Here is a 20,614-nt window from a genome sequence, read left to right on the forward strand (position 1 = left end):
CCGGGCAATATGATTGAAGGACCCGGCCCCTGGCCGGTTTTTTTTACACCTTCTGGATAGTCAGTCTTGAGTGACAAGGAGTCACGCCATGCAGACCTGTCTCGCATTCGGTCATATACCTTGCAAACGCGGCCCGGGAAATGTTCTGGTGGCCAGCGCGGTTGCGCTGTTCCTGTTTCTGGTGGCCGGCGCCGCCCCGTGCCATGCCGGCGCCGCCATGATGCAACTGACCGCTCAGCTTGAAACGTTTCGCCTGGAGTCCACCGACAAGCTTGAAGATCTCTACAGGCTCCGTAAGGTCTATATCGATAGCAACAACACCGCCGGCACGGAGGGCGCTCAGATTTTTATCGGGGAATTACGGACCAATGTTTTTTTGATAAGCAATGTTCTGGATATTATGTTCTTGTACAGAATGCATCGCCCTTATGATGATAAGGGACTGATGGGCGAATATGTCACGTCGCGCTTGCAGGAGCTGTTGGAAAGCCTGCGGTATAACATTAGAAAAATGGATGACCTGTCGCAAATTCTCGCTGTTCAGGGGCAGGAGACCTTGTCCCAGGATTTTGGCGAATACCGCATTTCTCTGATAAAGGCTGCCGACGCGGTGAAAAGCATTGAAGGCAACCTTGCGAGTAATGCGTCGACCGCTGCGGATGATTCGGAATAGTGCCTTGAGGTGATGGCCAGACGGAGTTGATATGGGTGGTGATGCATCAGACAACCGAAAACGAGCGCACGGTGAGGCGGAAGCGTCCGACCTTGAAGTGAAGCGCCTTGCTGCACGCTGTGCACGGCTGGAACAGGAATTGGCGACAAAGGACGCCATCATGGCTGCTGCCTTTTCCCAGGTGCGTTCCGGCTTTGTTGTCGTGGAAGCCGAAAACCTGCGTATTCTTGTCGCCAGCCTGCAAGGGTTGGGCATACAGATGCCACAGAAGCCCGGAGTGCCGCTGTTTGTTTGTACGGGAATTTCTGGATCGGAGGGCGACTGGAACTGGCGCTTGCTGCGAAAAGACGGCAGCCCGTATACGGAGGATGACCACCCCTTGGCCATGGCGGTTTTGCGGGGCGAATCAACCAAAAGCCTGGAAGCGATTATCGAGCGCGCTGACGGTGAAACCCGATGGGTGCTGGTCAATGCTGTTCCCCTACCAGGGGCGGACGCCAATGCCATAGCCGGATTGATGACCATGCATGACGTAGGGCAACTCAAGGCAGTGGAAGCAGAACGTATCCAGGGGCTCAGCTTTTTTGCACACGATATGAAATCGCCCTTGTTTGGGGCGCGCTCCTTTGTGGAGCGACTGCTCACTGGCAAGACCGGTCCGCTCACGGAAGCGCAGCATAAGGAGCTGTCCATAGTCCGCGACCTGCTGGACAGGGTTCTCGACCTGGCCATTGATTTTCTGGACTTGGCGCGTATGGACAAGGATGGGTTCGCCTTGTCGCTCCAACCTCTGGACCTGAAGCCCATGCTGGAGCGGCTGGGGAATGAATTTTCAGTACGGGCAGTTAGCGAGGGGCTCGAAATGTCCACGACGATCGACCCCGAACTGCGACAGCTACGCGGAGACGCTCGCAGGCTTGAGCGCGTGCTTGTGAATCTGCTGGACAACGCCATTAAATACACATTGGATGGGAACGTGCAGCTGATTGCGCGCAATGGGCCTGAAGAGTGGATTATCATCGAGGTGTTGGATGAAGGGCCCGGGTTGACCAAAGAGGATATGGTCGGCCTTTTCAAAACCTTTCATAGAGGGGCGGCAGGCGAAGGGACTGAAGGTTCGGGTCTGGGTCTGGCTGCTGCACGCTCCATAGTAGAGGCCCATGGCGGAGCCATTTGCGCAGCCAACAGATTCCCAACGGGCGCATGCTTCACCGTGCTGCTTCCTGGTACAGCGAGTAGCAAAAGGGCCACTCCTCTGGAATGCCCACCCGGCAGATGATTTGCCTGCAATAAGAAACCCCGGCAGGAGAACCTAGCCGGGGGGTGTTTTTGTCCTGCGTATCGCGTTTATTACCAGAAGAAGTATTCCGTTTTCAGGTCCCCACCCGGGACACTGATTGTTTTCTCCTGAATATCTTCGTTGTAATTTGCACTGACCTTGTATGTTCCTTTGGGGAGGGCCATAACGATCCAGGCGCCCTCACACAGGTTCTGGAGCAGTTGCTCACCGTTTTCGTCCGCCACGGTGACTTCCACGTCGCTCAGGTAATTCCGGGTCACCTTGTCGGCAAAGATGAGCTTCAGGGACCAGGGAATGTCGCCCTGTATTTCCTTTGCCTGTTGTTCTTCGCCAACAGCAATGCCACAGTATGATTCTATGGGCGTTTTTTCGCCTTCGGCCTGGGCAGGCAGCACAAATGTCAGTAGCAGCAGGGTAAGAAGAGAGAAAATTCCAAAAATACGCATGTGCAACTCCTTGATGTTTTTGCAGCGTGCAGAAGGCCGTGAATACCAATCCAGCATGATGCGGCCATGGCTGGTACGGCACTCCCGGCACGAGGAATGATCCAGCTTCAAAAAATATCGCGTTTACCGTCAGGGGGCAACAGTCTCCCCGATCATTTGCTCTTGGAAATGGCATCTGCAATGATGACTTCCAACTGGCTGGCCAGTTCGCGTGCTTTGCTGGATGGCAAGACAGGCACCTGGGCAGCAAGTTCTTCGGCCCGCTCCTCAGTCATGCCGGTGGATTTTTCAACAATAAAAGTTTCCACTTCGCCGTCTTCATCAAGAGCGCCACAGATACCGAGAATGCCAATGAATTCGCCATCCACAACGACAGGGGCGCATATCTTTGTCAGCCCCGCATCACAAGCGTCGATAACTGTTTTGCCGCTGTCACGCGCCTGCTTTGCCATGAACTGATGCGCCACGGAGCAGATGCCTTGCAGACCCCCGGGATTTTCCCTGATTTCCGGACAGAGGGTATTGGCGTACTGCGAGTGACCCGTAAAGGTGCTGCCGGCAGCGTCATAGGCATGGGCGTTTACGTTCCACTCCCGCTGCAATCTATCTTCAATCTCCATCCACGCTTCCTTACTGAGTAAATCTGTCATGCGCACGGTGCGCTCCTTGGTCTGTTTTTGGTGTCATCCCTTGAGGGGGAAGCAGTTCAATGCCTTGAAAATTTGCGGTAAAATCGCAAAAAACACTTTGAAATCGTCTTATAAAAATAGCAATCAGTCATCTCTTGGCAAGGTAAAGAATTAGACTTATGTTAGGAGAAACAGAAATTGGCATGGATTTTTCATATATTGAAGTAGTCGATGAAAATGGCGTGATAGTCTTAAAAAAGTGGATTTCTCCGAGGGGGGAGCTATGAACACATATAATAAGTCACTGATTTTATTGCTTGGGGCAGTGTTGGCAATGGGATTGTTGCTTTCTCCCGTTGTGGTGCACGCCGCGACCTATGGCTTTGAGGCGATAACCGACAATTCCGGCAACTCCAATGTGTGGGATAATTATTTCCAGCTGGAAACTGCCGGTACTAATTCGGTTTCATTAACGTTTACCAATAACTTCGCCATTGGTGACCCGAACGCCGGCACCATCAGCGAGGTGTATCTGTACCTGGCCACGCAGAGTCTTTATGACGCGCTGACGAATCCGACGTTGAGCAGCTCACCTGGTGTTTCGTTCAGCCCCGGCGCCACACCGCCGAACTTGCCTGCGTATTCCGGGTTCAAGACGTACTCTTTCACCTACGACGCAAATAATCCCAGTCCGAAGAACGGCGTCAATCCGGGTGAATTCTTAACGATCTCTATGGATTGGGCTGGGTCGGGAACTATTGATTCTCTGTTGGCTGACGGATCGATGGCAGTAGGGATCCATGTGCAATCCCTGGGGCCAGAAGGAGCCAGCGAAAGCATGATCGTCCACGCAACACCCATCCCGGGAGCAGTATTCCTCTTGGGTGGCGGCCTGTTAGGTATCGTGCCTTTCGTGCGCCGCAAGCGCACCTAGACCACTAACCGATTGTGTTCTGATAACGGCTGGAGCGTGCTGCGTTCCAGCCGTTTTTTTCCGGGAATCCCGGATTCTCGGAGTCGCTGAAACGTCGTCGATCATTCAGACTTGGTTGGGGTGCAGGGGAATCTCCACGGTAAAGGTGCTGCCTTTGCCGACTTCAGAGATAACGCTGATATCGCCCTTGTAATGGGTCACGATTTGTTTGCAGATGGCAAGACCCAGTCCAGTGCCTTGGGAACCGCGATTGAGTGTGTCTCTTTTGCGTACTTGGTGGAACTTGTCGAAGATTGTGGCCAGATCGGATTGGGGGATGCCCTCGCCCGTGTCTGAAACCTCTATGCGTAATGTTTTCCCAATAACTTCGGCCTTGAGTGTAACATTTCCTTGAGACGTGAATTTTGCCGCGTTATTCAACAGATTGATAAATACCTGCTCAAACCTGTCCGGGTCGATACGGATGTGCGGCAGTGTTTCTGGCACGTCCACATTGAATTGGACAGCCGTTTTTCTGGAAAAAACATACTGCAGCATGCTGGCCGCCTGAAGGAGACACACGGCCGGGTCCACATCCGTGTCGTCCCATTCTATCCGGCCGGATTCAATTTTGTTCAGATCAAGCACATCGTTGATCATCCGGGTCAAACGAGCGCCTTCAGACTCGATGATATTCAAATTGGAGAGTATGCGCTCTGACTTTTTTTCCAACGTGCTTTGGTTTTGGATCAGTGGTTTGAAATGCTTCACAAAGTCCTTGCAGATCATCTTTGCAAAACCGCGTACGGAAGTGAGGGGCGTGCGCAATTCATGTGAAACAGAAGATAGAAACGCGGATTTCATTTCGTCCAGTTCAAGAAGTCGCTGGTTGGCCTTTTCCAGTTCATCGGCTTTTGCTGCAAGTTCTCCGGTCCTTTCTTCGACAAGTTGCTCCAGCCGGTGATTGAGGTCTGCAAGATCCTGCTCGGCCTTTTCTCGCTCTACAATTTGTTGTTCCAGGTCTTTATTGGTCTTGGTGAGTTCCTGGGTTTGCCGTTCTAGGTCTTGGTGGGCTGCTGCAAGATTAAAGGACATTATTTTGAATGCCCTGGTCAAATCCGCCACCTCGTCGTTGGTGCTTATTTTCGGTAACGGCTGATTGAAGCGCCCCTTGCTGAGATTCATGGCTACCGTGGCAAGCTGCTGGATGGGCGAGACAATGCTTCTGGTCAGGGCTATCAGGATGATGCAGCCTGCGAGAATACTGCAGGCTACTATCAGCATTACCTGCCGCAGGAAGGCATTGCGCATGGACGTCATTTCCTGGTCGGATGCAGAAAGGATGACGATCCACCCCCATTGGGAAAAATGTTGCGAGAAAAAAATCCACTGCGCGTCATCGTATGTACATTGCGTGACGAAATGTTTGTTTTTGAGGATTTGCGGCAGGCAGTCCACATCCAGGACCAGGCCAGCGGGAAGGTTCTCGTGCAGCAGCAACTCCCCCGAGGTGTCTATGATGGCCAGATGGCCAAAGCGGTTTTCATTGCTTCGCGTCAGATCATCCAGAAACGTTTGTTGAGCGCTTTTCACATAGCCCGGTGCTTTGGCCACACCGCTTTGCACCAGCACCTGCTGCACATCCTTCAGATCTTCCATGACTTTGGCCAGTTCGGTGGAAAGCAGCTTGTGATTGAGATCGTAGCTGAGTCGCTGGATGGTAAGAGCACCGGCTGCGCTGATGGCAATGACCACCGCAATGAGAATGCCCAGACTGACGAGGTTTATTTTGAACTGGATTTTCATGCGCAGTGCGCCTTGGCAGATTTCTTAACAAAGGTTTTCCAGAGCCGGTACAGGAATACACAGCCTACCTGTTCTCTGCAACGCCACAAAGCCTTTCATGGCCCAATGATGCGGGCCGTCTTCAGAACATTAAAGGGAACGACGATCCCAAGGGCGTCTGCCATCTTCAGGTTGACGATCAAGTGGACATGCTCATTTTGTACGATTGGTATATCAGCAGGGGGGGTGCCGCCGAGAATGCGTAATACGGTTTGCGCGGCATACTCCCCTTGCTCTTCTGGCAATTTGCCAATGGTGTAGATGACGTAATCCGCCATGAATTCAAGATTTGAACCTGTTGGAACTCTGGTGTTTTGTGCCAGAAAATCAACTGCCTTGTCATTTTCCCAACCCTGTATACTTGCATAATTACGGATAAAAAGGATGTCGACTTCATTTTGCAGTTGCAGAAAGTTTCTTTTGAAAGCATCAAATGTCGTAACAAAACAAACCTTCATTTTTCCTGAGAAAAATCTACTGTTGAGTTCGTGGGCTATCTTGCGTTGGGTAAATGAATCTCCGCTAATGAATCCAATTGCAGATCCTTTTGCATCGCGCTTCAGCAGAGGAAGAATTTCTTCTATTCCGTCAAGCTCCACCATGCCTGTAACATTCTTTGCAGGATATCCGTATTCGGAAGCGTCCCAGTTTACGCCGCAAAAAACGACTGGCATGTCAGTATTGAGCAGGTATGGCACGACAAAGTATTTTTGGGCATTGTCGTCGGAGGCGATAACAGCATCAGGCATAAAATTGTCCATGGCCTCTTTGGCCTTTCGTCCCGTGGCTGTCATGAATTCCGGCGTAGGGTTCAACTTGGTACCCATGTGAAACACCTGCAGTACAATCCCCGTAGGTTCCAGAACCGCACGGATGCTTTGTTCAATGCCGTCACCCCATGGATAGCCTTTACTGTATGAGTTCACGTAAAGGACTTTTTTCCCGGCAAAACGCCCGATGCTTTCCTGGCAAAAGGCCTTGCCGCCAAAGATACAGAGGATGCTCAACGCTACAGTAAAAATTTGCAAAAAAAGAGTAATGTGCTTCATGGTCATTCCCCCTTTACTGCTCAGGTAACAGGTGTGTAGAGGGTGTGTGGTGCACATTGTCGGGCGTATCCGTGATAATGGCATCCTGCCCAATGACGATATTGGCGGCCTTCAGGGTACTGACAGGGATGATGACCCCAAGGGCTTCGGCGACCTTGAGGTTGACGATGAGGCCACAGTCCTGGTTCCTGGCAATAGGAATATCTGCAGGAGATGCTCCGCCCAGAATTTCAATGGCCTTTTTGGCCGCCCAAGCGCCTTGCTCCTCCGGCATCTTGATCATGGTAAGCAGGGCGAACTGCGCCAGGTTCCTGTTGACCGCACCGAGGGGGACAGTGATGTTTTCAAGTAAAAATCGCTCGGCCTCTTCATTGTCCCAGTCTGCGAGCGAAGCATTGTTCAGGAAGAGAAGGATGTCACATTCTTCTTGGGCAGCGAGAAAGGTCTGCTTAAATGATGCAAAGGAATTACAGAACCAGAGTTGCATTTTTCCATTGAAAAAGAGCCTGTTGTACCAGGTCGCGGTTTTCCGTTCGGAAAATGCGTCATCGCTTATCATCCCTATGCGTTTCCCCGCTGCAAAAGGGGACAGGTTGTCCACAAGGGTTTGCACCATTTCCAATTCCAGAATGCCTGTCACATTGGAGGCGGGGTACCCATATTCAGTGGCGTCCCAATTCACACCGCAAAATACAACCGGAATGGATTTACCTTTGAAGGAAGGCACGACAACATACCGCTGCGCGTTGTCATCGGCTGCGATAATCAAATCGGGTTTGAAGCGCTCGATGGCGCGAAGCGCTTCCCTGGCTGCATTGGCGATTTCTTTTTTAGAATTCTTGCGCTTACTGTCCATGTAGAACACTTCCAGCAGCACTCCGGTTCCGGCCAGTTGCTGACGAACGCCGGATTCGATCCCATCGCACCAGTAATACCCCTTTTGATAGGACTGCAAGAGCATGATGCGTTTCTTTTTTAGAAAGTCTATATTTTGTTGCGCTGCAGCAGTCATGGAGAATGCTAGAGACAATATCAGGAAGGATAATGTGATGTGTACGATATGTTTCATGGCCGTTTCTCAGTGTCATGCTACAATGAACAAAAACAATTATACAAACAGCATGCAGTAAAAGGAAGTGGCGAAAGCAGGCAATTCGGACAAGCACAATGGGAAAAAGCCCAATTGCGATTATCTCTGCAGTATTTATCACACCGTAAAATATGAAATGATAAAGTATTGTTTAGCGCCAAAAAAGGTTTTTTGTCCAGAATGAAAATTAACTATTGGTATTAATAAAATATAGTCATTACAGTAGTTAGTACAACCAGGAACAATAATGACATGGGTAGACCTGCGCGCAAAAAGTCCTGCGTCGAGTATTTGCCCGGTCCCATATAGAGGGCGTTTACCTGATGTGTTGGCAGCAAAAAGGAGTTTGATGCAGCCAGACCAACGATCATGGCTGCCAAACGTGGATCAGCTCCCGTGCTCATGGCCATGTCGATAGCCAGGGGGACAAGAAGCACCACAGCGCCCACATTGGAAACCACCAGGGTTAAAATGGTTGTCAGCAGGCCAAGCACGAAAAAGAAGACGACTTCCGGCGGCGAGCCCAAAAGCCCTAGTATCCGTTGCGCCAGCCATTCGGCCGTGCCTGTGTTTTGCATGGCAGTGCCAAGCGGGATAAGGCCCGCCAGCAAGAAGACGGTGCGCCAGTCCACGCCTCGGTATGCGTCCTCGATGGTGAGCACCTTGGTGAGGATCATGCCGAGCGCCCCTGCCATGAGACATACCGCCAGATTCAAGTTGGAAAAGATGACCAAAACTGTGGAAAGCAGAAAGCAGGCTGTGGCGGCCACTGCCTTTCTGGGGGAGGCGAACTCGTCAGTCAGTCGCTGCACAAAAAGCAAATCCCTACGGGGGCGCATGGCGTGAAAACGCTCCCAAGTGCCATGCACCAACAGAATCAACCCCGGCTGAAGTTCAACATCCATAAGATTGATATAGCAGGTCTCGTCATCGCGGTACACGGCAAGAGGCGTGATGAGATGATTGTGGCGCAGTCGGATTTCACTCATGCTTTTGCCGATGAAAGACGAATGGGGCGGGACCACTGCCTCCACCACCCCTGCGACTACAGGGGCCAGATCCTCCTTGAAGACGTCCAGCTCTGGTTTGCGGCGCAACCCTTTCTCCTTGCAAAGGCGCTCCACATGTTTGGCAGTGGCGTAGACTGCAATGACGGAGCCGGGGGATATGGGCATGTCACGGTCAGGGGGGAGGAGTTTTTCCCGCCCGCCATTTCTGGCCATGGCGACAGTATGTACGTTGTAGTTGTTGCACAGTTCGGCTATGCGCAACGCCTCTCCATTCGGGGGGCAGACAAGCTCAAAGGGACCGGCCAGTTGCGGGTAAAAGGCAATGGGGCTTTTATCGGTTTCGCCGCCATCATCGTCCTGCTGCTTGCCGGGCAATACCCTGTCGCCAAAAAGAATGAAAAAGAGAACCCCGGCCAGCACCAGTAACAGGCCAATGGGAGTTACGGAAAACAGATTAAGGGGGGGCAGGTTGGAGGAGCGTAACAGGTCGTTCAGCATGATGAGGGGGCTAGAGCCCACCAGCGTGATGGTACCGCCGAGAATCGCGGCAAATCCCACCGGCATAAGCAATTGCCCAAGGGGAAAGCCGCTTTGGCGGCTCATGCGTTTGAGTGCAGGGAGAAACAATGCGGCTGCGCCTACGTTTTGCATGAAGCTTGAGATGATGCTGACCGTGAGCGACAAGAACATGATGGTGCGGCGTTTACTGGAGCCTGCTATGCGCATGATGGGGCCAATGGCGCGATTTATGACGCCGGAATGGTCCAGCCCCCGGCCTAGGATGATTACCGCGATGATGGAAACAACCGCAGTTGAGGAAAGCCCGGAGAAGGCTTCGCGACCGCTGACAAGGCCAAGCATGGGCAGGACAACCATGACGATGATGGCAGCGACATCGACACGGACCCACTCGGTAATGAACAGCACTGTAACGCCGGCCACCACAAGGAGTGATAAGAGCATATCGGTAGTAAATTCCGTGCCGGGCATAGGCCTTCCTTCCGGTTTTTCCTGCTCTTAAGTGTAGCAGGCAACGGGTGCAAATAATGACAGTATCTACATCACACAGACAGACGGCCAAGGCAATATTCAACTGCGCCTCATATTTGTTGCGGCTGGAAAAAAGGGGGGAGGAAGAAAGAGGGCGCCTTATTGCAGCAGGTCAGGGTGCTGTTCCTTTAGAAAGGAACGTCTGGCGAACAATCGTGATTGCAGGTCCGCGTATACTTCAACCCAATCGGGATAATCTTTTGCCATGTAGTACACGTCGTCGCTGGTAGCGAACAACAGCATGTCATGGGGCCATTTGTCCAAGAACAGCACACCGTTGGGGCGCACGTATAAAAAATCGAAATAGGCGGCGGTTATTGCTGGCGGAAAAACAGTTTCGTAGCGGCCATCGATGCCGATACGGCATTCAGGCGCCAATTCCCAGAGGAGATATTCTCCCCAGGCAAAATTGGGCAGGATATTTCCGTAGAGTTTTTTGTCCTTGATGAAGGCAACGGCGCCCACGGGATATAATAGACGCTGGTCCTGAGGGTCGGTCTTGGCGACTGCTGTCAATGCAAAGGGGGGCGTCTGGCGTAGCCGGCTGGTCAGGTTCCAAGCGCAATCCATAAAAGCAATGGGGGGGATGAGCAGCCAGATCACGGCCAGCCAGCGCCAACGCCTGACCATTGCGGCGTCCTTGCTGGCAGTGGTTACGAAAGCATCCAGTAGCGAAGGAACATAGAGCCCGAAGGCCAGCGCAAAGAATACAAAATGGCGAACATGGCTTGTGGCCATGTATCCCGTGAGGAGTAACACGGGAAGGGCCGGGTCGCGCAATGTGCGGTTCGCTGCAAGCAGTGCTGCGGTAAGCAGGGCAAGAGCTAAAAACAATTGTGCGTGCCCCTGGTATTCTCCGCCCTGCAACATGGAGAGGGTGGATTGCCATTCCACAATAGTCGGTCTAGCCATGCTGACGGCGTCGATGAGTTCCTGCCAGTAGGCGAGCCCATAGGGATTTATGAGGGTAACCATCCCTGCTGCCAAAGCAATTGCCCCATAGGGCCAGGCTTTGCGCCGCCCTATGATGGCGCTGCCCCAGTATACAAAAGGCATGGCCAGGCCCGAGAGAAATCCGCCATGCAGGTTGGCCCAGACCAGCATCATGGGGATGAACAGAAAAAGGGGGCGGTATCTGTCGCGCAACCGGCACCATTCCAGCAGCAAAAGCGTCATGGCGAAAAAAAGATATGTAAACGCCTGAGCGCGTATGGGGCTGAAACCAAAAGCAATGAAAGGGCTCCATAACAGCAGGAAAACAAGGGCGAGGCAGGGCGAGGCGTTGCGTAGCAAAGCACCCTTGTAAATACAGTACGTCATGCCGCCGATGGTCAGGTATTTCAGAATCTGCAGCCCTGGGCCGCCAAAGGTATTGTAGACAGGGTACAGGATAACGCCCGTCAACCACTCGTGGTAAATCCAGACATCACGGGTGGGGAGATAGGAGAATGGGTCAGTGTAGGGAAAGCCTGGGGTGTTCCAGAACTCTTTGCCAAAGGCCATGTAGCCCCAGAGGTCGAAATCGGCAACATTGTAAATTGAGACTGCCGCAACAGTGCACGCAGCACCGAGCCCAAGAAGCAGAAGTTGCCATCTGGCGCATTTATACGGTCTATTCATAGGCCTGTGAGATGCGTATTTTTCTGTACTGTAAAGGGTTGAACAGTGTGGAACCAATAGCGCATTGCACGGCTTGCCGTCCAGCCGTGCCCCTGCTTGCAGGTAAACGTGGACAGTAAAAAGCCCCCGGCGAATTGACCGGGGGCCTTGAAATGCTCAGCCGACACGTGTCGGATGGGGGGCGTTATGGTTAGTCCACACGAAAAAATGCCTTTTTGGCGGCGTTGCATACAGGGCACTTGTCAGGCGAATCGCCTTCGTGCGTGTAGCCGCAAACGGAGCATACCGAGTAGTATTCCACGTCATCGGACTTGTTTTCCATGGCTTCGAGGGCCCGCTCGTAAAGAGAGTGGTGAATCTTTTCCACGTCATTGGCGAACATGAAGGTGCGCTCGGCCTGGGGCTGTCCTTCCTGCTGGGCTACCTTGATCATCTCAGGGTACATGTTCTTGAACTCATGCAGTTCACCGGCGATGGCGTCCTTCAGGTTCTCGGCAGTTGTCCCAATGCCGCCCATAATGCGCAGATGGTTGTGCGCATGCACGGTTTCAGCCTCGGCAACGGCGCGGAACAGCTTGGCGACCTGAGGGTAGCCTTCTTTGTCAGCCTGCTTTGCATAGGCAAGGTAACGACGGTTGGCCTGGGATTCGCCAGCAAAAGCTTCCTGTAAGTTCTCTTGAGTGCTGCTCATTTCATTTCCTTTTAGTTTCAAGTTCCAACGGTTCGTATGTTATACAGGTGGTATCCTGCTGCGGAAAAAACCTACGAAAATACTGAGAAACAGCTCAAAGGGAGCTGATTCCTCACACAAACAACCTCTATAATGCCATACGAGATAAAAAGGAGCAAGATGGAAAAGAAAAACAAGGATTAAGTGCAGTGGGCTGAAAGTCAAGCCTTGTTGGCTTCAATAAAATCATGTGCGGTATGCAGAGGCGGAGGTACTGCTCCATGCATAGCGCAATCGAAATATGGTAATGTAGAGAGAGCTGGAAACCGTTTCTAACAGGCAGAAAAAAAAGATTTTTGAACAGCCCCATGGATGCGGTCGTATAAATAAATAGAGGTTGCCACCTTGTCATGGCGGCAGGGCTGTGAGATTCTGATGGTTCCTTGAATCAAATTGCATGCGTTTGCTTCGGTCTGGGGCTGAAAAGCGGCCACAGCCATTTTTATAATTGTAAACAGTATAGAATATTGGTTGGATACGTGATGTAGATCGTATACGTGATGCAGCATGCTCCGCAAGCCTTGTTTCCATGAATGCAGGGGGGGAGATGGCAATACCTTTGACCGGCACACAACGTTGGTTTGGCAGCACTGTTCTGTTCAGTGTTGTCATACTTTTATTTGTATTAGCCGGCGTATCTTTTGCGGCTTCCGGCCGAGCACTCCTTATCAGTTCCTATCATCCCGGTTTTCCCACATTTTATAAACAGATAGAAGGTCTGGAGAGTGTCCTTGGTCCAGACGATATCGCTCTGGATGTCGAATTCATGGACAGTAAAAGATTTTACACTCCGGAAGATATTGCGGCGTTTCGTAGGATACTAAAAAGAAAGTTGCATCGTGTTAGCCCTTACGATGTGGTGATTACTGCTGATGACAACGCATTGAAATTTGTCATGGATAATCATGATAGTCTTTTTCCTGAAACGCCGGTGGTCTTTCTGGGGGTGAATAATCAAAATCTCGCAAAATCCTTAGATGGCAGCCAATTCTACACCGGCGTCATAGAGGCTGTGTCCATGGATGAAACGCTGAAGGTCGTTTGGGAGCTGTGTCCCAAGGCCAGGACGATTTACGCCCTTGTTGATTCTACGCCCAGCGGACAGGGTGACTTGGAGACGTTTCTGGAGTTGAAGGGGAACTATCCAGGGAGGGAATTGAAAATACTGTCCCTTGAAAAGATGACCTGGAGCGAATTGGGGCAGACATTGGAGAAACTCGATGACGCCGCAGTTTTGCTTCTTTCCGCTTATCGAGACAGGAATAAGAGTCCAAAATCTTTTGAAGAAGCAGTGGATTTCCTTGTCGAGCATTCACAGGCGCCGGTCTTTCACCTTTGGGAACATGGCATCGGGCAGGGGCTTGTAGGGGGGAAGGTCATCTCCCATTATGAGCAAGGCAGGCGGGCAGGACTCCTGGCGCGTAAGATTTTACATGGCAAGGCGGTGTCCAGCCTGCCCGTGATTGAGGGAAAGCGGGCCAATAAATATATCTTCGATTACGATGCATTGTCCGCATATGGAATAAATGCGAATGCGCTTCCTGCCGGCAGCCAGTTGCTTAACCCGCAACAAAATCTCTGGAAAACACACAAGCTTGAACTGCTGAGCATCCTTATTTCAATACTGGTGCTGCTTTTCTGCGGCGCTATTCTGATGGGGTATACGCTGCGATTGCGGAAGGTGCGCTTCATGCTTGCAAAAAGCAATCAGCGGCTCAACAAGGCGCAGCAATTGGGAGGGCTTGGCGACTGGGAGTGGTTTCCCGAAACGGATATTGCAACGTGGTCAGAGAATCTCTACCGGATGTTCATGGTGCCCCCGCATCAGGCGCCGCCCGACTATCCCGTGGAGATAGCTCTTTATACCCCGGAAAGTAGAGAACGCCTGGAGAAGGCCGTGGCGCTGGCCGTGGAAAGTGGTGCGCCCTATGAATTGGAGCTGGAACGGCGACTGCCTGACGGCAGCACAATGAACATCCTTGCCCGTGGCGAGGCAGAGCGCGACGCAGCCGGCAAGACGACCCGTCTTTTCGGTTCCATCCTGGATATCACTGCCCACAAGGAATTCGAAACAAAATTGCGCGCAAGTGAGGAGCGCTACCGCCAGGTTGTGGACTCCATCCAGGAGACACTTTCCGTCATAGCTGCTGATGGCACATTCCGGTTTGTAAACAGTAAGGCTGCCGCCAATCTTTCGAAGCACGGAGCGCCGGATGATGTGATAGGCAAAAACATTTTCGAGTTGTTGCCCCATTCTCAAGCGCAGGATCTTGTAGAGGAATATCAGGAGGTTATAGCTACGGGGACGCCAAGGATACGGGAAGTCATGGTCTCCATGACGACGGGGGACAAATGGTTTCAGAATTCCCTGTCGCCCGTCCTGTACGGTGAACATCAGGAAAAGTGCGTTTTGTCGCTCTCTTTGGATATTACCGATCGAATGCAGTTGATAGACCACCTGGCGCAATATGAGCGGGTGCTCGAATCCACCAGTGAGATGGTCGCTCAGGTAAATAGTGAGCACAAGTATGTTGTCGCCAACAAGGCTTTTCTCGAGTGGACCAGAAAATCCAAGGAAGAAGTCATAGGGCATTCCGTCACTGAGGTTCTGGGCCCGTTGTATCAACGGATTTACCCCTTGCTGGATGATGCCCTTGCCGGCAGACGTGTGGATTTTTGCGCGACTGTGGAGCACCCTCTGCGTGGCAAGCGCTTTTTGGAGGCGTCTTTTTTCCCTGTGGGCGACTTTACGGATGGCAGGTCCGTGGCCGCTCTCATCCGTGACATTACGGACCAGAAAGCCACACGGGAGGCCTTTCAGGAAAGTGAAGAGCGGTTCCGGCTGACTTTTGAGCATGCAGCCGTCGGTATGTATCTTGGCAGTGTAGATGGTCGGTTCATGCGCGTGAACAGGGCCTTCTGCAATATGACGGGATATGCGGAAGAGGAACTCTTGGATATGACATTCAGCGACCTGCTGCATCCGAACAGCACCGGGGGGGGGAGCAGCTGGAATGTCTGAATCCACAGTCGCTGACGCCGAAGCCTATTTCGAAGAAAGGCGATGTGTCACAAAGTCTGGTCGTGTCGTCATCATGTCTTTGACGGTTTCCGCCCTGAAAGGGGAGTACGGGCAGCCGCAATATTATGTGGGTGTGGCGCAAGATATCACCGAGCAAAAGGCCGTGATAGAGGAGCGGGAAAGGAATACAAAGCATTTGCAAGATATTCTCGATGCAACGACAGACGGCATTTGGGAATGGGACCTGGTTACGGACACCCTGGTTTTCAGCCCCCGTTTTTATACCATGCTCGGCTATCGACCGGGAGCCTTTGCTGCATCGTTTCAAGTCTGGCTGGATTACATTCATCCGGATGACCGCAGCTATGCGCGTGATGTTTTCAGGGCCTGGATGAGTTCCAAAAAAGACACGGGGCAATATTCTTTTCGGATGTGCGCCCGGAATGGAGAATACCGGCTCATTGAGGCCAAAGCCCGTGTTGTTGAACACGATGTTATGGGTAAACCCGTTTCCGTAATCGGGAACCTGTCGGATATCACTGAAAGAAGGCAGGCGGAACAGGAATTGGCGCAAGCGCATGACAGGCTGTCTTTCCAGATTGAAAACTCGCCCCTTGCGGTCATTGAATGGGAAAAGGGCAAATATATAAAGACCTGGTCCAAACAGGCGGAATTAATGTTTGGTTGGAAAGAGGGGGAAGTTCTTGGCAAAACATGGTCTGACTTTGAATTCATATACCCCGAGGATATGGAGGCTGCGTACAAGAAGATAACCAGATTGTTTGATGGACGAGACCTGTTCAACACTGTGGAAAACCGTAATTATCGCAATGACAGGTCAGTCGTATACTGCCAGTGGTACAATTTTTCCCTGCGCAATGCCAAAGGGGAAATGGTCTCGATTCTCTCCCAGGTGGCGGACGTGACCAACCTGAAGCAATACGAAGAGGATTTGCTGATTGCAAAGGAGCAGGCAGAAGCCGCCAGCAGGGCTAAGTCGGGATTTTTGGCGAACATGAGCCATGAGATACGGACCCCCTTGAATGGCGTTTTGGGAATGCTCCAACTTTTGCACACCACCCATGTAGACAAGGAGCAAAGCGAGTATATCCTCACCGCGATTCATTCTGCCAAACGCCTGACACGCCTGCTTTCGGACATTCTGGATATCTCTCGTATCGAGGCGAACAGGGTCAGTATTCAATCCGAACGTTTTGACCTTATACAAACGATTAAGAATACTTGTGAACTGTTTGACGCCAGCTTCAAGCAGGCGGGGGTAGGTTTTTCTTGCACCATAGACGCCGCAACACCAAGAGAGGTCACGGGGGATTCCATGCGCATGGTGCAGGTCTTGAACAATCTTTTAGGCAATGCCTTCAAGTTTACAAAGGCGGGCGAGGTGCATGTCGAGGTGTGTACGCTTCCTTATAAAGACCCTGACAAGGTCAATGTGTACTTTTCTGTTGCCGATACGGGAATTGGCATTCCGGATGAAAAAATCGGCATGCTTTTCAAGCCTTTTTCTCAGGTAGGGGAGGGGTTCCAGCGCGATTACCAGGGAGCCGGCCTGGGACTGGCCATTTGCAAGCAACTGATTGAATTGATGGATGGGTCCATTGCAATTGCCAGTGAAGAAGGGGCCGGCACAAGTATACATTTCACCATTCCTTTTGAACGGGTTGCCCCTAAGGCTGAGACGGCAGGCACATCCCGCACTGAAGGGGAGCACCATGCCGCCGCACTCAAATTGTTGCTGGCGGAAGACGACATGGTGAACCGGGTCGCCGTGCAAAAACTGCTCGAATCGTGCGGCCATAGGGTAGAGACCGCTTTGAATGGCAAAGAGGCCTTGGACAAACTGGAACAGCAGGATTTTGATATTGTGCTGATGGATGTGCAAATGCCGGTACTGGACGGTATTGCTACAACAAAAGCCATTCGCAAAGGGAGTGTAGGGCGTGGCAAAGCCAAGATACCGATAATCGCGTTGACCGCATACGCCATGCCTGGGGATGAAAAACGGTTTCTTGACGTAGGTATGGATGGTTATCTCGCGAAACCTGTCAATTTGGAAGATTTTAACAGGGTTTTTATCAATGTGTTAGAGGCCAAGTAGCATATGATAAAAAAGATGTTGCCACAGAGAAATATTGATGCGCCCTCTTTCGCGTATAGTTTTGGGGCTGATGCTACGGCATAAACTGTATGACGTTCAGTTTTGGAATGGTCTGCATGCGTAATGCAAAAAAAACTGTGCAGCTACTTGAATTACAAATCATTTACGAGTATTACTAGATACTTCATAGATACGTTTATTGCATCGCCTTGTCGGCAGAACCCCGGGGAGGGAGAGGGCTATATGACCAAAGACGACGGGGAAAGAAAACGCCTTCTCGATGAGTTGCAGACTCTACGCGCCCGTGTACGCGAGTTGGAGACTGCAACATGTATTTCCACGAGTCAGGTTGCGACCAAGCTTGCCAGCAGGGGCGTGCACAGTTCGTCAGAGGACTCTCTACGCATGTTGATCAGGGCTATTCCAGATCTGGTTTGGCTCAAAGATACAGAAGGGGTATTCCTCTACTGCAATGAGTCTTTTGAGCTTTTTATCGGGAAAAAGGAATCGGAGATCATCGGTAAGACAGACTATCAGCTTGTGGACAAGGATTCGGCGGATTTTTTTCGGGCCAAGGACAAAGTCGCCCTTGAAGCGGATGCCCCTTGCGTCAATGAAGAGTGGCTTACCATTGCCAATACAGGGAAAACACAACTTTTTGAAACCATCAAAACGCCACTGAAGGACAACAGTGGAAACCGCCTGGGGGTTCTTGGCGTTGCTCGCGATGTCACCCGTCGTAAACATGCGGAAGAGGCGCTGGAAAAGCGTATTGTCGCGCTTACACGCCCTTTGGAGGATCCGGAGGGTGTCACGTTCGAGGACCTCTTCAATCTCAAAGATATTCAGCGTCTCCAGGATCAGTTCGCCGAAGCCACAGGGGTGGGCTCGCTCATCACCCGTCCTAATGGTACACCGATCACAAGGCCTAGTAATTTTTGCAGATTTTGTAATGATGTTATCCGCAACAGCCCCAAAGGAAGAGAAAATTGTCGCAAATCTGACGCGGCAGTGGGGCAATTGAAAAAGGATGGCCCTACAGTGCGCCCCTGTAAGAGTGGGGGGCTTTGGGATGCTGGCGCAGGAATTGCCGTAGGGGGGCGTCATGTGGCCAGCTGGCTCGTCGGCCAGGTCCGTGACGATAGGCACACCCCGGAAATGATGCGCGCCTACGCCCGTGAGATCGGCGCGGATGAAGAGGAGATCGTGGAGGCTTTTGAGGAAGTCACCTCCATGGCTCCGGAAAAATTCAAGCGCATTGCCGAGATGTTGTTCACACTTGCCAACCAGCTCTCCGACATCGCCTTTCAGAATGTGCAGCAGGCGCGGTTCATAGCCGATTTGAAAAAAGCCGAAGTCGAACTCGCCAAAACGCGCAATTATTTGTCCAATATAATAGATTCCATGCCTTCCATGGTGGTGGGGGTGGACACCGAGTGCAATGTTACCCAATGGAATATGGAAGCTGAGCGCATAACAAACATAGCGCCCCAGGATGCAATTGGGCGCCCCCTCCATAGTGTGTTGCCGTTTCTCTCCAGGGAAGTGGAGCGGGTACGGGAGTCCATCAGGACGCGCACCACCTGTTCCGATTTGCTGCAGGTGCGTAGCGCCTCAGGCGAAGTGCAGCATGAAAATGTCACCATCTACCCCTTGATTGCCAATGGTGTGGATGGCGCCGTTGTTCGTGTGGATGATGTGACTGATCGGGTCAACCTTGAACAGATAATGGTGCAGTCAGAAAAAATGATGTCTGTCGGTGGGCTGGCAGCCGGGATGGCCCACGAAATCAACAATCCCCTGGCTGCGATCCTGGGCTATACCCAGAATATTAAAAAGCGTGTGTTTGGTGGGCTTAAGAAGAACCATGCTGTGGCGGAGGAATGTGGGGTGAGCCTTGAAAACGTTCAGGAGTATCTGAAGCACAGAGAGATCCCCCGTATGCTCGACGGTATTCACGAATCAGGCGCCCGTGCAGCAAACATTGTGGCAAACATGCTCAGCTTCAGCCGGAAAACAGAAAAGGAATTGAAGCGGCATGATCTGGCGCTGCTTCTGGACGCTACCCTGGAACTGGCAGCCAATGACTATAATCTGAAAAAATATTATGATTTCAGAAAAATCAAGATCATACGAGAATACGACGAGGCCAGCCTCCCCGTCCATTGTGACGGCAATGAAATACAGCAGGTCTTTTTCAATTTGTTGAAAAACGGCGCCGAAGCCATGATGGATAAGGACTATGAGGATGTACCCCCCACTATCACCTGTCGCGTAAAGCAGGTGGGTGGCATGGCCGTGGTGGAAATTGAAGACAACGGGCCTGGCATGGATGACGCTGTGCGCAAGCGTATCTTCGAACCGTTTTACACGACCAAGGAAGTGGGCAAGGGGACTGGGCTCGGCCTTTCTGTGTCCTACTTCATCATTACGGACCAACATAAGGGGTGTATGGAGGTCGAATCCGCCATTGGGGAGTGGACCCGGTTCAGCATCAAGCTTCCAATAGACCTGGAGGAGAATAATGGCGCATAAAATACTCATCCTCGACGATGATTTGCAGGTGCGTGACAGCCTCGCGATAGCTCTTGAAGATGAGGGGTTTGCGATAGAACAGGCTGGGAGCTCCGAAGAGGCCCTGGCGTTTCTGGAACAGGAGCTTGCCGATCTTGTGATTGTGGATTTGCGTCTGCCAGGAATGGATGGGCTCAGGTTCATCGTGGTTGCAAAGGAGAAATGCCCCGGCCTGAAATTCATCGTGTATACCGGCTCCCCCGAATTCCAGGTGCCCAGCAGTCTCGTCAGCGACCCCAATGTATCGAATACCATTTTTCTCAAACCCATACATGACTTTGATTCCCTGGTGGACGAGATTCACAGGCTGCTCTAAACAGGGTGTTTGTTTAACCTTTTTGTCTCCCCCTCCCACCTTTTATATTGCGTGACACGCTTCTTCTTTTTGTACAAAAGCACATCTTTTCAGGTGACTAGCTAGTCGCCTCGGCTCTTTTGTCGTCTCTCTTACCAATACCTTCCCCTGGTTAACCTAGGCTTAACCCTGCAGTGGAATAGGCTGCCACCAGACGTAGACGAAAATGCCACTCATTCTTTTTCCTCC

Annotated in this window: 15 protein-coding genes; 7 read left to right on the forward strand and 8 right to left on the reverse strand. The window is 51.7% G+C overall.

Translation table 11 applies throughout. From position 1 onward, the window contains the following. Positions 1-88 precede the first annotated feature (88 nt). Both ACZ5EH_RS12255 and ACZ5EH_RS12260 read left to right on the forward strand, forming a co-directional pair. Positions 89-673, forward strand: a complete 585-nt coding sequence (locus ACZ5EH_RS12255; protein WP_464274168.1) for a hypothetical protein — start codon at positions 89-91, stop codon at positions 671-673. A 31-nt stretch (positions 674-704) separates the two neighbouring features. Then, positions 705-1,952, forward strand: a complete 1,248-nt coding sequence (locus tag ACZ5EH_RS12260) for a PAS domain-containing sensor histidine kinase (RefSeq protein ID WP_464274169.1) — start codon at positions 705-707, stop codon at positions 1,950-1,952. A 71-nt stretch (positions 1,953-2,023) separates the two neighbouring features. Here ACZ5EH_RS12260 and ACZ5EH_RS12265 read toward each other — a convergent pair whose 3' ends face one another. Together ACZ5EH_RS12265 and ACZ5EH_RS12270 are read right to left on the reverse strand one after the other, a co-directional pair. Next, positions 2,024-2,419: a hypothetical protein gene (locus ACZ5EH_RS12265; RefSeq protein ID WP_464274170.1), complete on the reverse strand. Its 396-nt coding sequence runs from the start codon at positions 2,417-2,419 to the stop codon at positions 2,024-2,026. 152 nt (positions 2,420-2,571) lie between these two features. Beyond that, positions 2,572-3,069 (reverse strand): PocR ligand-binding domain-containing protein, encoded by a 498-nt coding sequence (locus ACZ5EH_RS12270; RefSeq protein WP_464274171.1) that lies wholly within the window; start codon positions 3,067-3,069, stop codon positions 2,572-2,574. Between the two features lie 262 nt (positions 3,070-3,331). On the opposite strand from ACZ5EH_RS12270, the gene ACZ5EH_RS12275 reads away from it, so the two are divergent. Beyond that, on the forward strand, positions 3,332-3,982 hold the full coding sequence (locus tag ACZ5EH_RS12275; RefSeq protein WP_464274172.1) for a hypothetical protein: 651 nt from the start codon (positions 3,332-3,334) through the stop codon (positions 3,980-3,982). A gap of 105 nt (positions 3,983-4,087) precedes the next feature. Here the strand turns inward: ACZ5EH_RS12275 and ACZ5EH_RS12280 are convergent, their stop codons facing one another. The 6 genes from ACZ5EH_RS12280 to ACZ5EH_RS12305 all read right to left on the reverse strand — a co-directional run bounded on the left by ACZ5EH_RS12280 (position 4,088) and on the right by ACZ5EH_RS12305 (position 12,316). Next, a complete protein-coding gene (locus ACZ5EH_RS12280) occupies positions 4,088-5,767 on the reverse strand; it encodes a sensor histidine kinase (RefSeq protein WP_464274173.1) in 1,680 nt (559 codons plus the stop codon). Positions 5,768-5,862: 95 nt separating this feature from the next. Continuing rightward, a complete protein-coding gene (locus tag ACZ5EH_RS12285; protein ID WP_464274174.1) occupies positions 5,863-6,567 on the reverse strand; it encodes an ABC transporter substrate-binding protein in 705 nt (234 codons plus the stop codon). Positions 6,568-6,868: 301 nt separating this feature from the next. Then, positions 6,869-7,924 carry an ABC transporter substrate-binding protein gene (locus tag ACZ5EH_RS12290; RefSeq protein ID WP_464274175.1) on the reverse strand — a complete coding sequence of 352 codons (1,056 nt, stop codon included), beginning with the start codon at positions 7,922-7,924 and terminating at the stop codon, positions 6,869-6,871. 221 nt (positions 7,925-8,145) lie between these two features. Next, complete coding sequence (locus tag ACZ5EH_RS12295) at positions 8,146-9,945, reverse strand: SLC13 family permease (RefSeq protein WP_464274176.1); 1,800 nt, start codon at positions 9,943-9,945, stop codon at positions 8,146-8,148. 159 nt (positions 9,946-10,104) lie between these two features. Then, positions 10,105-11,625 (reverse strand): hypothetical protein, encoded by a 1,521-nt coding sequence (locus ACZ5EH_RS12300; protein ID WP_464274177.1) that lies wholly within the window; start codon positions 11,623-11,625, stop codon positions 10,105-10,107. 190 nt (positions 11,626-11,815) lie between these two features. Next, positions 11,816-12,316 (reverse strand): rubrerythrin family protein, encoded by a 501-nt coding sequence (locus tag ACZ5EH_RS12305; protein ID WP_464274178.1) that lies wholly within the window; start codon positions 12,314-12,316, stop codon positions 11,816-11,818. Positions 12,317-12,902: 586 nt separating this feature from the next. Between ACZ5EH_RS12305 and ACZ5EH_RS12310 the strand changes: the two genes are divergently transcribed. The 4 genes from ACZ5EH_RS12310 (at position 12,903) to ACZ5EH_RS12325 (ending at position 20,386) form a co-directional block, all read left to right on the forward strand. Beyond that, positions 12,903-15,377 carry an ABC transporter substrate binding protein gene (locus ACZ5EH_RS12310; RefSeq protein ID WP_464274179.1) on the forward strand — a complete coding sequence of 825 codons (2,475 nt, stop codon included), beginning with the start codon at positions 12,903-12,905 and terminating at the stop codon, positions 15,375-15,377. Next, positions 15,370-17,496: a PAS domain-containing hybrid sensor histidine kinase/response regulator gene (locus tag ACZ5EH_RS12315; RefSeq protein WP_464274180.1), complete on the forward strand. Its 2,127-nt coding sequence runs from the start codon at positions 15,370-15,372 to the stop codon at positions 17,494-17,496. Before ACZ5EH_RS12310 ends, ACZ5EH_RS12315 begins: the two co-directional genes overlap by 8 nt. 243 nt (positions 17,497-17,739) lie before the next feature. Then, on the forward strand, positions 17,740-20,031 hold the full coding sequence (locus ACZ5EH_RS12320) for a PocR ligand-binding domain-containing protein (RefSeq protein WP_464274181.1): 2,292 nt from the start codon (positions 17,740-17,742) through the stop codon (positions 20,029-20,031). Next, positions 20,021-20,386, forward strand: a complete 366-nt coding sequence (locus ACZ5EH_RS12325) for a response regulator (RefSeq protein ID WP_464274182.1) — start codon at positions 20,021-20,023, stop codon at positions 20,384-20,386. Before ACZ5EH_RS12320 ends, ACZ5EH_RS12325 begins: the two co-directional genes overlap by 11 nt. The last annotated feature ends 228 nt before the right edge of the window (positions 20,387-20,614 follow it).

This window comes from Desulfovibrio biadhensis (genome assembly GCF_055388615.1).